At 70.6% G+C, this 11,630-nt stretch carries 9 protein-coding genes; 5 read left to right on the top strand and 4 right to left on the bottom strand.

The features are described 5' to 3' along the window. From D7V88_RS32520 to D7V88_RS32510, 3 genes are all read left to right on the top strand, one after another. Positions 1–2,955: chemotaxis protein CheB (locus D7V88_RS32520; protein WP_147448949.1), on the top strand; the 2,955-nt coding region annotated here is incomplete at its 5' end. Between the two features lie 41 nt (positions 2,956–2,996). Continuing rightward, positions 2,997–4,700 (top strand): hybrid sensor histidine kinase/response regulator, encoded by a 1,704-nt coding sequence (locus D7V88_RS32515; protein ID WP_147448948.1) that lies wholly within the window; start codon positions 2,997–2,999, stop codon positions 4,698–4,700. Positions 4,701–4,729: 29 nt separating this feature from the next. Continuing rightward, a complete protein-coding gene (locus D7V88_RS32510; RefSeq protein ID WP_120544508.1) occupies positions 4,730–5,707 on the top strand; it encodes an NADPH:quinone oxidoreductase family protein in 978 nt (325 codons plus the stop codon). Between the two features lie 45 nt (positions 5,708–5,752). Here D7V88_RS32510 and D7V88_RS32505 read toward each other — a convergent pair whose 3' ends face one another. Continuing rightward, entirely contained in the window at positions 5,753–6,157 is a 405-nt protein-coding gene (locus tag D7V88_RS32505) for a hypothetical protein (protein ID WP_120544507.1), read from the bottom strand. A gap of 78 nt (positions 6,158–6,235) precedes the next feature. Then, the gene (locus tag D7V88_RS32500; RefSeq protein WP_120544506.1) at positions 6,236–7,507 is read right to left on the bottom strand and encodes an endonuclease/exonuclease/phosphatase family protein; all 1,272 of its coding nucleotides are present in this window, start codon (positions 7,505–7,507) and stop codon (positions 6,236–6,238) included. 308 nt (positions 7,508–7,815) lie between these two features. Between D7V88_RS32500 and D7V88_RS32495 the strand changes: the two genes are divergently transcribed. Then, the gene (locus tag D7V88_RS32495; protein WP_120544511.1) at positions 7,816–8,928 is read left to right on the top strand and encodes an XdhC family protein; all 1,113 of its coding nucleotides are present in this window, start codon (positions 7,816–7,818) and stop codon (positions 8,926–8,928) included. A 28-nt stretch (positions 8,929–8,956) separates the two neighbouring features. After that, complete coding sequence (locus D7V88_RS32490) at positions 8,957–9,523, top strand: nucleotidyltransferase family protein (protein ID WP_120544505.1); 567 nt, start codon at positions 8,957–8,959, stop codon at positions 9,521–9,523. 2 nt (positions 9,524–9,525) lie between these two features. On the opposite strand, the gene rpiA is transcribed toward D7V88_RS32490, so the two are convergent. Together rpiA and D7V88_RS32480 are read right to left on the bottom strand one after the other, a co-directional pair. Then, positions 9,526–10,233: a ribose-5-phosphate isomerase RpiA gene (gene rpiA / locus D7V88_RS32485; RefSeq protein ID WP_120544504.1), complete on the bottom strand. Its 708-nt coding sequence runs from the start codon at positions 10,231–10,233 to the stop codon at positions 9,526–9,528. A gap of 25 nt (positions 10,234–10,258) precedes the next feature. Further along, entirely contained in the window at positions 10,259–11,434 is a 1,176-nt protein-coding gene (locus D7V88_RS32480; RefSeq protein ID WP_244238515.1) for an AI-2E family transporter, read from the bottom strand. Positions 11,435–11,630: the final 196 nt, after the last annotated feature.

The following is an 11,630-nucleotide window of genomic DNA, read 5'->3' as shown; positions in this document are numbered from 1 at the left end:
GTGCCGCCCCGCCCCCGCGAGGCGGAGCCGGGCGCGAAGACGTTCCTGGAGCGCTTCCCGGTGGTGGGGATTGGCGCTTCGGCGGGCGGCCTCCCGGCGTTCCTGTCCCTGCTGGAGCACCTGCCCACGCGGACGGGCATGGCGTTCGTGCTGGTGCAGCACCTGTCGCCCCAACATGAGAGCAGCCTGCCGCTGCTCTTGGGCCGGGCGACGGCGATGCCCGTGCTGGAGGCCACCGAGGGCCTCACGCTCACGCCGGACCACGTCTACGTGAACCCGCCGGGCGTCAGCCTGACGCTGGGACAGGGGGCGCTGCACCTGGGCCCGCCGGTTTCGTCCACGCAGGGGTTGCGGCTCATCGACGACTTCCTGACGTCACTGGCGGAGCAGGCCCCGGGCCGAGCCATTGGCGTGGTGCTCTCCGGCACGGGCTCCGACGGCACCCGGGGGTTGCAGGCCCTGCATGAGGCGGGCGGCACCACCCTGGCCCAGGAGCCGACGTCCGCGCACTTCGACGGCATGCCCCGCAGCGCCATCGCGTCGGGCTTCGTGGATCACATCCTGCCGCCCGAGGGCATCGCGGTCACCCTGGCCCAGTTGGCCAACCTGGAGCCACTGCCCACCCAGGCCCGGGCCCCGGGAGCGCTGCCCGCGCACGTGCTTCCCGAAGAGGGCCTGCAGCGGATCTTCCAGTTGCTGCGGGAGACCACGGGTGTGGACTTCACGCACTACAAACCCAGCACCATCCACCGGCGCCTGGAGCGCCGGATGCAGTTGTGCAAGGTGGAGGATCTGGCCGCCTACCTGCGCCGGGTGGAGCAGCAGCCGGAGGAGTTGGAGCTGCTCCACCAGGATCTGCTCATCCACGTCACCAGCTTCTTCCGGGATCCCGCCACCTTCGAAGCGCTCCAGCAGAAGGTCTTCCCGGAGCTGTTCCGGGACCGCCCGCCCCAGGTCCCCTTCCGCGCCTGGATTCCGGGCTGTTCCACGGGCGAGGAGGTCTACTCGCTCGTCATGTGCCTGATGGAGTACCTGGGCACGGCGGCGACGGGCACCCCCATCCAGGTCTTCGCGACGGACGTGAGCGCGACCGCCATCGAGCAGGCGCGCGCCGCCGTCTATCCGGAGTCCAGCGTGTCGGGCCTTTCGCCCGAGCGCCTCCGCCGCTTCTTCGTGAGGACCGAGGGCGGCTATCAGATCCACAAGTCGCTGCGGAACGTCTGCATCTTCGCGCAGCAGAACCTGGTGAGCGATCCGCCCTTCTCGCGGATGGACCTCATCAGTTGTCGCAACGTCCTCATCTATCTGGGCCCGGTGCTCCAGAAGAAGGTCATGCCTATCTTCCACTATGCCCTGTGTCCCGGGGGCTTCCTGATGCTGGGCACGTCGGAGACGGTGGGCAATTCCGCGGACCTGTTCTCCCTGGTGGACAAGCGCAACAAGCTCTACCGCAAGAAGAACGCGTCACCGCAGCCGAACCTCACCTTCACCTATCGGGAGTCCATGACGGAGCGGCCCCCCAGTGCGCGGCGAAAGCTGACATCCGGTGTGACGGACCTGGATGCACAGCAGGAAGCGGACCGGTTGGTGCTTGCCCGCTACGGGCCCCCGGGCGTCATCGTCAACGAGGACCTGGAGATCCTCCACTTCCGGGGCCACACCGGGCCCTACCTCGAACCGCTCCCCGGGGTCGCGAGCCTCAACCTCCTCAAGATGGCGCGGGAGGGACTGGCGATGGAGCTGAGAGCGGCCCTGCACCAGGCGAAGAAGAACGCCAGCCGGGTGCGCAAGGAAGGGTTGACCCTCTCCGGGGGAGACCGCCAGCGCAAGGTGAACCTGGAGGTGCACCCGCTGCGCTCGGCGCAGGCCGGGGTGGAGCACTGCTTCCTCGTGCTCTTCGAGGAGGAGCATGAGTCCTCCCCTCCCCCCACGCACAAGGACCGCTCCGCCCCACAGGGCACCAGCGACGAGTCCGAGCGCGACCTCGAAGTGGCGCATCTGCGCGAGAAGCTGCTCCTGACGCAGGAGCACCTGCAGACGCTCACGGAGGAGCAGGAGGCGACGTACGAGGAGCTGCGCTCCGCCACCGAGGAGCTCCAGTCCAGCAACGAGGAACTCCAGTCCACCAACGAGGAGCTGGAGACCGCGAAGGAGGAGCTCCAGTCCACCAACGAGGAGCTCATCACCGTCAACGAGGAGCTGCAGAACCGCAACCACGAGCTCAGCCAGCTCAACGGCGACCTGAACAACCTGATTGGCAGCACCCACATCGCCACCGTGATGCTGGGCAATGACCACCGCATCCGCCGCTTCACCCCCATGGCGGAAGAGGTGTTGAAGCTGTCGGCCGCGGACATCGGGCGGTCCCTGCGCGAGGTGAAGCTGGCCCTGCCCCTGCCGGACCTGGAGTCCCTGGTGACCGAAGTCACCGAGCGCCTGGGCGTCATCGAGCAGGAGGTGCGCGACAACAACGGGCACTGGTACTCGCTGCGGCTGCGGCCCTACAAGTCGTTGGACAACAAGATTGAAGGCGCGGTGATGACACTGCTGGACATCGACCGGCTCAAGTCCAGCCTGGATGAGTCGCGCCGCTCGCGGGAGTACGCCAAGGCCATCGTGGAGACGATGCGGGAGCCCTTCCTGGTGCTGGACGCGGAGCTGCACGTCATCAACGCCAACCCGGCCTTCTATTCCACCTTCCAGGTGAGCCAGGAGCAGACGCTGGGGCACACGCTCTACACGCTCGGCAATGGCCAGTGGGACATCCCCCAACTGCGCCACCTGCTGGAGGAGATCCTGCCCCTCAACAAGCACCTGCAGGACTTCGTGATGGAGCACGACTTCGACACCATCGGGCACCGGCGGATGCTGCTCAACGCACGGCAGCTCTCCAGCGAGACGACGGGGGTCCACTACATGCTGCTGTCCATCGAGGATATAACCCGGAGGACCTGACCCGGCGGTGCGGGCGGGGCGGCTTGGCGTGGGGGGAATCCATGGATGAGCGGCGCGGGATGAAGCGGGCGGAGCTCACGCAGGCGCTGAACGCACTGGAAAGCAGTCCCAGCGCTCCGGAGGAATTGCGCGGGCTGCTGCGGGAGCTGCAACGCCACCAGTTGGAGCTGGAGGTGCAGAACCGCGAGTTGCAGGAAGCCCAGCAGGCGCTGGAGGAATCCCGCAACCGCTACATGGAGCTCTACGACTTCGCGCCCATGGCGTGCGTGAGCCTGGATGCGAACGGCTGCATCCGGGACTTGAACCTCACCGGCGCGAACCTGCTGGGCCAGAACCGCTCGTACCTGCAGGGACTGCCCTTCACGCCCTTCGTGGATCCCACCCACGTGGGTCGCTTCTTCGGCCACCTGCGCCAGTGCATCGACGGGGAGACGGTGAGCACGGAGCTGCGACTGAGGATCGCACGGAAGCAGGTGGAGGTGCGCCTCGTGAGCGCGCCCCTCGATGACAGCGGTTCCCAGGAGCGCATGTGCCGGACCGCCATCCTCGACATCACGGAGCTGCGGCAGATGCAGGTGCGGCTGAGCCTGGCGGAACGGCTGGCGGCGGTCGGCACGCTCGCGGCGGGGATCGCCCATGAGGTCAACAACCCCCTGGCCTTTTTGATGGGCAGCCTGGGTCTGGCCACGCACGCGCTGCGGGCCCCGGCGCCGCCTTCGGTGGATCCGGAGCTGCTCGCCGTCGCACGCCATCACACGGGCGTGGCCCAGGCACTGGAGGCCCTGACCCATGCGCGGGAAGGCGCCGAGCGCATCCAGGACATCGTCAAGGACCTGGGCACCTTCGCCCGCCCCTCCGCGTCACAGGAGCGGAGCGTCGACGTCGAGCAGGTGATGGAGCTGGCCCTGAAGATGGCCATGGTGGAGATCCGCCACCGGGCCCACGTCGTGCGGGACTACACCCCGGTGCCGCAGGTGGTCGCCGACAGCGTCCGGCTGGGACAGGTCTTCCTCAACCTGCTGGTGAACGCGGCCCAGGCGATCCCGGAGGGGATGGCCTCCCGCCATGAAATCCGCGTCCGGCTCCGGGCCTCCAACGAGAACGTGTTCGTGCACATCCAGGACACGGGCGCGGGCATCGCCCCGGACATCCTGGAGCACGTCTTCGATCCCTTCTTCACCACCAAGCAGTTGGGCCAGGGGCTGGGGCTGGGGCTCGCCATCAGCCACAGCCTGGTGTCGCAGATGAACGGCGGCATCACCGTGGACAGCGCCCCGGGACGGGGCAGCACCTTCACCGTCCGACTTCCGGCGGCGCCGGCCGCGCGTCCGCTCCCCGTGCCGTCCCCGCCCACGCCGCCCTCCCTCTCTCTTCAGCGAGGGAGGATCCTCATCGTGGATGACGAACGGTCCTTCGGACGGACCCTCCGTCTGATGCTGATGGACCTCCACGAGGTGACCTACACCCCCAGCGCGAAGGAGGCCCTGGGGTGGATTCGCGAGGGCCAGCGCTACGACGCCATCCTCTGCGACCTGATGATGGCGGAGGTGACGGGCAGGCAGTTCCACGATGCGCTCCAGGAACAGTCGCCTGAACAGGCCCTGCGCTTCATCTTCATGACGGGGGGCGCCTACACCCCCAGCTCCCGCGAGTTCGTGGAGCGGCTGACCCTCCCCCTCATCCACAAACCCTTCAGGCGCGAGACACTCGACGCGCTGCTGGTCCCCCTGCTCGCGCGCGCATGAACTAGCGTCCGCGCTTCGGGAGGCGACACATGCGCGCGCTACAGGTTCAGAAGCTCACGGGGCCGGACGGACTGGTGTTGGTGGACGTGCCGGAGCCGGAGGCCGGGGACGCGGTGCTCATCGACGTGGTGGCGGCCGGGGTCAGCTTTCCGGACCTGCTGCTGTCGCAGGGCAAGTACCAGATGAAGCCGGAGCTGCCCTTCGTGCCGGGCGTGGAGGTCGCGGGCGTGGTGCGCCAGGCGCCCCCGGGGGCGCGGGTGAAGGCCGGCGACCGGGTGATGGGGTTCTCCTTCACGCTGGGCGGCTTCGCGGAGGTCTGCGCGGTGGCGCCGGAGCTGGCATTCCCCATTCCCCAGGCGTGGAGCTTCGAGCAGGCCGCGGGGGTGGTGATGAACTACCACACGGCGCACTTCGCGCTGCACCGGCGCGGGCAGTTGAAGGCCGGGGAGACGGTGGTGGTGCACGGCGCGGCCGGCGGCGTGGGCACCGCGGCGGTGCAGGTGGCCAAGGGCGCCGGGGCACGCGTGCTGGCGGTGGTGGGCGACGCGCGCAAGGCGGAGATGGCGAAGCGCGCGGGCGCGGACGTCACGCTGCTGGTGAATGACTGGCCCGCTGGGGTGCGCGAAGCCACGGACGGCCGGGGCGCGGACGTGGTGCTGGACGTGGTGGGCGGAGACATCTTCGACAAGAGCCTCAAGGTGCTCGCGCCGGAGGGCCGGCTGTTGGTGGTGGGCTTCGCCGGAGGACAGATTCCGTCGGTGGCCGTGAACCGGCTGCTGCTGCGCAACGTGTCCGTGGTGGGCGTGGCGTGGGGCGCGTTCCTGATGCACGGGCCGGAGCTGACGGCCACCATCGCGAAGGACCTGGAGGGGCTCGCCGAGCGCGGCATCCTGAATCCCCTGGTGGGCAGCGTCTTCCCGCTGGAGGACGGCGCGAAGGCGCTGCGCGAGCTGGAGTCGCGCGCTGCCGTGGGCAAGGTCGTCCTCCAGGTGAAGAAGGCCGGCTGAAGCCAGGGCGGCATGGGTGGGGCGCCCTTCAACCCGGCGGCGCCCTCAGTCCAGTGGTGAAGGTTTCCCCGCCTCGCGCTCCAGCACATCGGCGGCGCGGGCGTCGCGGGGCAGGCCGAAGCGGGCTCGGGAGCACGCGAGCAACTGGCCCGCGTAGACGCTGTCCTCCAGCGCCTCCGCGTAGCGGCCGTGGGCCTCGAACAGGCGGGCCCGCTCATCCACCAGACGGGCGAGGATGCGCGCCTGCTCCGGATGGGTGAAGAGGCCGACGACGGAGCGGGCATCGAAGCGGGCGAGCGTGTCGAGCTCCATGCCCAACGACGCCGTGCACGCCTCGCGGATGTGCCCCAGGCACTCTTCCCAGGAGGCCCGCGTCCGGAGGATGGCCGGCACCGAGCGGCCAAGCTCCCGGACGGCGTTGAGCAGGAAGGCGTGTCGAAGGACGGGCATCCGGCTTCCCACTACAGCCCAGCCGGACGGAATCATCCAGATGCGTCCCCCCGGCCTGCCCCATCCCCCTCTCTCCCGTCAGCTCGACCGGGACGGCGGCTTTCCGGGCGGCACCCCGTTGAAGCGGTAGTGCGCCACCACCGGCTGGTGGTCGGAGGACTCGGTGGAGCGGTCCACCTCGAAGAGCACGGGGGTGAGGCTGCGCGTCGCGTAGAAGTTGTCGAAGCGCTTGCCCGTCGCGTGCACCACCCCATGGCTGTCCGGCAGCGAGGTGAGCGTGGCGCAGTCCGCGACATCCTGGAGGCGCAGCCACGCGGGGCTGCCCTTCGGGACCTGGCCCGCGCCCAGCTCCGCGCGCGCGAGCTGGGGCGTCGTCAGGGACTGGTCCGCCAGCCGCACCCGCACCGTCGTCGCGTGACACACCGTCTCCGGCAGCTCCTCTTCCAGCACGTGCAGCTCATGGCGCAGGCGCGGGTCGGCGATGTTGCCCACGCCCCGGTCTCCCACCGTCACATGGTGGAGGTCGCCGTAGCGCAGCCGGTACTCCTCGATGGTGTCCGTGTCGTTGTCCTGCTGCGGATGCAGGTGCGCCATCAGCCAGGAGCCGCCGCGCTTGATGGCGGTGTTGGCGTTGAAGTCGCCCAGCACCACGGCGGGAACGCCTTCGCGCTGGCGCAGCAGCGAGTTGAGCTGGTGCAGGTTGCGCGCGTTGATGCCCGAATCCCCCAGCGCGTGGTGCAGGTTGTAGAGGTAGAGCGGGCGGCCCTCCACCTCCAGCTTCACCCACAGCACGCCCCGGTCCTCCACCAGCTCTCCGGCCTGACCCTGACGGGTGATGGCCTCCTGGCGTTCGGCGTCGGTGAGGACGTAGGTGAAGTGCGCGGCGTCCACGATGGGGTGGCGGCTCAGGTACGCCTTGCCGTTCACCAGCCGCCCACCGTTGTCGCCGTCACTGCCCTGATACACGAGGTGGAAGCCGAAGCGGGACGCGAGCAGCACCGACATGGGCACGCCCGCCTCCTGCAGGCCGATGACGTCCGGCATGCGGTCCTGGGACTCCAGTTGCGTGAAGTACTCCAGCAGCGCCTCCTGGCGCTCGCCCCCCATGAGGATGTTGTAGCTCATCACCGTGAGGCCGGGCCCCCGGGGCGCGCGCGGCGACGGGTGGTGCACGATGAGGGTGCGGCCGTCGCCCAGCCGTCGCTCGCTGGCGGGCAGCGGCACGGTGTGGAAGTCCGGCAGCGTGATGCTGGGATCACGTCTGGGCAAGACGTCCTCCCTTCCGCCCGGCTTGCGGCCGAGCAGGTGCCCTACCGCCGGCAGGTGCTCCAACAGTTCGGGCATCTTCATGCCGGCCTCCCCATCCCCAGGAGCTGAAGACGGGGCCGCGCCACACCGCCGGGCGCGAGGGTGTCCTGATGTCGGGTGTCCTGCCGTGGCACTGATGATTCCACCGAGCCTCCATCCACGTGTCCTCCACTCAAGTTCGTGGCGCGGAGTCGTGTCCGCCAGCGTCATTCAGTGAGCGGGGGCTCGGCTGGATGCCTGCCCTGCGTGCACGGGGAGAAGCCGGGGAGGACCGAGCGTCGGACGGCGCACATCCAGCGGGCGAGGATTCGGCACGGGTGCCGGGCATGGGTGCTTAGATGAGCGCCGCGATGAGGGAACTCGACGACATCCTGCGCGTGCGTGGCCGCGCTCCCGGTCCGGTGGTGCTGGCGACGGTGGTGGCGGTGTCCGGTTCGTCGTACCGGCGCCCCGGCGCGCGCATGTTGATGGGCGAGGACGGCTGGCTGGCCGGAGGGGTGAGCGGTGGGTGCCTGGAAGGGGACCTGGTGCGCAAGGCCTTCTTCTGGACGTCGGGCGGGCCGCGCGTGCTGCGCTACGACACCACCGGGGACACCGCCGAGGACGAGGGCGGGCTGTCGTTCGCGCTCGGGTGCAACGGCGTGGTGGACATCCTGCTGGAGCGCTGGGAGCCCGGCCCCGAGGATGCGCTCACCTTCGCGGCGGAGGCGCGCAAGCAGTCCCTGCGCGCGGTCGTGGCCACCGTGTTCCGGGGGCCCGCGGAGGCCGTGGGTTCGCGGCTGATGCTGCGCGAGGACGGCGTGCAGGCGGGGAATCTGTCCGGCGCGCTGCGCGAGTCGGTGCGGGAGGCCGCCACCGAAGCCCTGGCGCGGGGTGTGCCGTGGAGCGGCGTGTGCGGCGGCGCGGACGTGCTGGTGGAGGTGGTGGATCCGGCGCCGTCGGTGGTGGTGTTCGGCAGCGGCTTCGACGTGGCGCCCGTGGTGTCGCGGGCGCAGGGGCTGGGCTGGCACCTCACGGTGGTGGCGGACCGGCCGGTGGAGATGCTGCGCCGGAGGTTCCCGCTGGCCCAGGCGGTCATCGCGGCGAAGTCCACCGAGGTGCTGGAGAAGGTGCCGCTGTCCGCGCGCAGCCTGGTGCTGGTGATGACGCACAGCCTGCCGCAGGACCGGGAGCTGCTGGCGCGGCTGGTGCCGCTGCCGGTGCGCTACCTGGGCGTGCTGGGGCCTCGCGCCCGGACCGAGCGCATCCTGCGGGAGCTGTCGCAGGCACCCACCGCCGCGCAGTTGGAGAAGCTGCACGCGCCCATGGGACTGGACCTGGGCGCGGAGGGGGCGGATGAGATCGCCCTGTCCATCCTCGCGGAGGTGCAGACGGTGCTCGCGGGTCGGGACGGCGGACGCCTGCGTGAGCGACAGGCGCCCATCCACGCGGACGCCGCCGCGCCGGAGCGCAGGTCGGCGTGACGGTACGCGGGCCACGAGGGAGGCGGACATGACCGTGGCCGTGGTGCTGCTCGCCGCCGGGGGTTCTTCCCGCCTGGGCCAGCCCAAGCAGTTGCTCCGCCATGAGGGCACCTCGCTGGTGCGGCGCGCTGCGGAGGCGGCCCTGGGCGCGGGCCCGGTGGTCGTCGTGCTCGGCGCGCGGCGCGAGGACATCGCGGCGGAGCTTCAAGGCCTGGCCGTGCGGTGCGTGGACAACCCGGACTGGGCGCTGGGCCAGGGCTCGTCCCTGCATGTCGGCCTGCGCGCCCTGCCGCCGGACGTGGACGGCGCGCTGGTGATGCTGTGCGACCAGCTCCGCGTGGATGCGTCCCACCTGCGCGAACTCGTCGCCACGTTCGAGCGCACGCACGCGCCCATCGTCGCCTCCGCCTACGCGGGCACCCGGGGTGTCCCCGCGCTCTTTTCACGCAGCCTCTTTCCCGAACTGGAAGCCCTTCCTGCCTCGGACGGCGCACGCAGGCTCATCGCCCGCGACCCGTCGCGCGTGGTGGAGGTCGCGCTTCCCGGCGGGGAGGAGGACGTGGACACCGCGCACGACCTCTCACGCCTCACCTGACGTCACGCACCCCGGACCCGGTGGGTGATGCCATCCGGACCGGCCACCAGCAGGTCGGTGGTCAGGTTCAGGAACAGGCCGTGCGCCATCACCCCGGCGCGGGACTCCAGCCGCGCGGCCAGCCCCGCCACGTCGTTGATGGGACCGAAGTCACAGTCCAGCACCACGTTGCCTTGATCCGTCTGGAACGGCTTGCCGTCCAGCGCCAGCCGCACCGTCACGCGCGCACCCAGCGATTCCAGGAACAGCGACTGCGAACGCCACCCGAAGGCCAGCACCTCCACCGGCACCGGCCACTTCGTGCCCAGCCTCGGTGACAGCTTGGCCGCGTCCACCACGATGATCTCCCGCCGGCTGGCCTGGGCCACCACCTTCTCGCGCAGCAGCGCCCCGCCGCCGCCCTTGATGAGGGACAGGTCCGGCGCCACTTCATCCGCGCCGTCGATGGTGAGGTCCACCACCGGATGCACCTCCAGGGTCGTGAGGGGCACGCCCAGCGACGCGGCCAGCGCTTCGGTCGCGCGCGAGGTCGGCACGCCCACCACGTCCTTCAGCGTCCCGGCCGTCAGCAGCGCGCCCAGCCGCCGCACCGCGAACGCGGCCGTGCTGCCCGTGCCCAGGCCCACCACCATGCCGGACTGGATGAAGTCCACCGCGCGCTCCGCCGCCGCGCGCTTGAAGGACGACGAAACACTCTCATCGGAGGTCATGACGGGCCCGGTTCAGAGGGACGGCTCAATGCGGCGCCCCAGGATGCCCGGAGTCGGCCGGAGGCGCACGCCGCGAGTCATCCCGGCCCCCGGGAGAAAGCGGACCGGCCAACAGTGCCTCGTCCGCGTTCCCGGGCACGGCCGGCACCCGGGCCGCCGCCGCGAGCCGGCGCTCCCGCGTCCACGTCTTGCGGCGCTCCCGCTGCACCTCGGTCAGCAGCACCTGCCCCGCCGCCGCCGCCGGCACCGCGAGGATGACCCCCAAGAGCCCCGCCACGGAGCCGCCCACCAGGGCCACCAGCGAGATGAGCAGCGGGTTCATCTTGATGGCGCGCCGCTGCACCAACGGGCTGAGCAGGTGGGCCTCGAACTGCTGGTAGACCAGGAACAGGGCCAGCGCGATGAGCGCGCGGCGCGACCCCACCGACGCCAGCGTGGTGACGCTCACCAGCAGCGCGGTGATGAAGCTGCCGATGTACGGGATGAGCCCCAGCACCATCGCCACCAGCCCGAGCGGCAGGAAGAACGGCACCCCCAGCGCCAGCGACATCAGCGCCGTGAAGGCCCCGCCCACGCTCACGATGAGCAGCGTGCCCACCAGGTAGTTGCCCACCGCCTCGCGCATGCGGCCCACCACGCGGCGCACGCGGCCGCGCTGACGGGGGCGCACCCAGCCCAGGATGCTCGCGTAGAGGTCGTGTCCGAACAGCAGTCCGAACACCGCCAGCGCCAGCACCGTGACGCCCGCGCCCATCAGCTCCACCGTGGAGGACAGCACGGTGATGAGCGGCCGGGCCAGCACCCCGGGCTCCATGTTGAACGCGTCCTGCGGGCGCGACAGCACCCCGAAGTGTTCATCCAGCTTCCGCACCCACGGCGCCTGCGTCAGCTCCGCGAAGAAGCCCGGCGCCGCGTGCACCAGGTTCTCCAACTGATCCACCAGCAGCGGCACCAACGTGAGGATGAGCAGGCCGGTGACACCCAGCAGCGTCAGCGCGATGAGCGCCACCCCCAGGCCCCGGCGCACGCCCCATGACTGCATTCGCCGCACGACGGGCTCCGCCGCGAGCCCCAGCAGCAGCGCCACCGCCAGCAGCGTCAGCACCGGCCCCAGGCGCTGCATCGCCGTGCCCAGGAGCACCAGCAGCACCACCTGGGCGCCCACCGACCACACCGTCCGGGGCGGCACGTAGACGGGCAAGCCTTTGCGAGAAGCCTTCATGCCCCCAAGGTAGGGAGTGCCCCCCAGGCGGGCGATGGCGCCCCGCCAGAGGAGGACTTCCTGTCGGTTGCAGGACGGTGGCCGCGCGGAACGCCGCCCAGGAAGCAGGCAGGCAACCGGGCCCGGCGGCCCGGACTACCAGGACGAGCTGGCGCCACCGCCCCCCGAGGAGCCC

This window comes from Corallococcus terminator (assembly GCF_003611635.1).
Taxonomy (GTDB): Bacteria; Myxococcota; Myxococcia; order Myxococcales; family Myxococcaceae; genus Corallococcus; species Corallococcus terminator.
The sequence above is the reverse complement of the archived record's forward strand: the minus strand, read 5'-3'. Positions and strand labels throughout refer to the sequence as shown.

What these genes read in the sequence shown, in the direction of transcription:
- D7V88_RS32515 (WP_147448948.1), top strand. Translation starts at nt 2,997, where the DNA reads ATGGATGAGCGGCGCGGGATGAAGCGGGCGGAGCTCACGCAGGCGCTG.
- D7V88_RS32510 (WP_120544508.1), top strand. Translation starts at nt 4,730, where the DNA reads ATGCGCGCGCTACAGGTTCAGAAGCTCACGGGGCCGGACGGACTGGTG.
- D7V88_RS32505 (WP_120544507.1), bottom strand. Translation starts at nt 6,157, where the DNA reads ATGCCCGTCCTTCGACACGCCTTCCTGCTCAACGCCGTCCGGGAGCTT.
- D7V88_RS32500 (WP_120544506.1), bottom strand. Translation starts at nt 7,507, where the DNA reads ATGAAGATGCCCGAACTGTTGGAGCACCTGCCGGCGGTAGGGCACCTG.
- D7V88_RS32495 (WP_120544511.1), top strand. Translation starts at nt 7,816, where the DNA reads ATGAGGGAACTCGACGACATCCTGCGCGTGCGTGGCCGCGCTCCCGGT.
- D7V88_RS32490 (WP_120544505.1), top strand. Translation starts at nt 8,957, where the DNA reads ATGACCGTGGCCGTGGTGCTGCTCGCCGCCGGGGGTTCTTCCCGCCTG.
- rpiA (WP_120544504.1), bottom strand. Translation starts at nt 10,233, where the DNA reads ATGACCTCCGATGAGAGTGTTTCGTCGTCCTTCAAGCGCGCGGCGGCG.